The following is a 1,345-nucleotide window of genomic DNA, read 5'->3' on the forward strand; positions in this document are numbered from 1 at the left end:
GTTGCAAATAAACCAAATAGCGGCGCTCCTGTTATTTTTGAAGACTTTCCAACACACTATAATTTACTCGGCCACGTTGAACAGCTCACCCATAACGGTACAATTACTACAGATTTCACTCTCATTCGTCCAGGTGCTCTACATCAAGCGAATGGTGGTTTTTTAATGCTTGAGGCCGAGCAATTACTCGAACAGCCTTATGCATGGCAAGGTTTAAAGCGTGCCTTAAAATCAGGCCAACTCAAGTTATCTTCTCTTGAACATATGCTAACGTTAACAGGCTCTATCTCGATAGAACCTGCGGCAGTTCCACTTGATATTAAAGTGGTTCTTATGGCAGAACCTGAAATTTATTATGAAATTTTAGAAGTAGAACCAGAGCTTGGTAGTGTATTTAAAATTCGTGCAGATTTTACTGATACATTACAACGTAATGACGAAAATGAACAAGCCTACATGCAGCTCATTGCTGACTATGTACAAGCTGATAAATTGCTTCCGTTTGATCGCAGTGCTTTAGCAGCTTTACTTACTGATTCAAGTCGTCAGGCTGAAGACCAAAGTTCACTGTCTTTACATGCTTCAACCCTAGGTGACCTGATTCGCGAAGCACATCATCATGCATTTAAAGCAAATGAGAAGCTGGTAACCGACCAGCACATTAACCTCGCTCTACAACATCGCCAATACCGCTTAGGCTATTTAAGAGAACTTTATTGGCAAGATCTTTCACGTGGTACACAATTAATCGAAACGTCGGGATACCGTTTAGGTCAGATCAATGCCCTCTCCGTGATTCATTATGCAGATGTTGAGTTTGGTTTACCTTCTCGTTTAACGGCATCTGTTTATCAAGGTGGCGGTGATATTCTTGATATTGAACGTAGTGTAGAACTTGGTGGCTCACTTCATGCGAAAGGCGTGCTGCTGATGTCTAGCTTCTTGAAAGCTCACTTTGGTCGTGAACAGATTTTACACTTCTCCGCTGCGCTTGCATTCGAACAGAGCTATGGTCAAGTTGATGGCGATAGTGCAACTGTTGCTGAGCTTTCAGCGTTGATTTCTGCAATTAGCCAAATACCAATTGATCAATCATGGGCAATTACCGGCTCGATGAACCAATTAGGGCAAGTTCAACCTATTGGCGGCGTAAATGCAAAAATTGAAGGATTCTATGATGCATGTAAGCTACAAGGTCTGACAGGTAAGCAAGGTGTCATTATTCCTCGTCAAAACATGCAGCATTTGATGTTACGTCAAGATGTTATTGATGCAGTTCGCAGCGGTCAATTCCATATCCATGCAATTGATACGATTGATCAGGCACTTGAAATTTTGATGGCTC

General features: G+C 41.9%; 1 protein-coding gene. It reads left to right on the forward strand.

Annotated features, from left to right (window positions below):
• Positions 1–1,345, forward strand: a 1,345-nt coding sequence (locus tag UC75_RS20650; RefSeq protein WP_416202203.1) for a Lon protease family protein, incomplete at both ends; no start/stop codon positions are given.

The sequence above is a fragment of the Acinetobacter sp. V2 genome, from assembly GCF_001188385.1.
Lineage (GTDB): Bacteria > Pseudomonadota > Gammaproteobacteria > Pseudomonadales > Moraxellaceae > Acinetobacter > Acinetobacter oleivorans.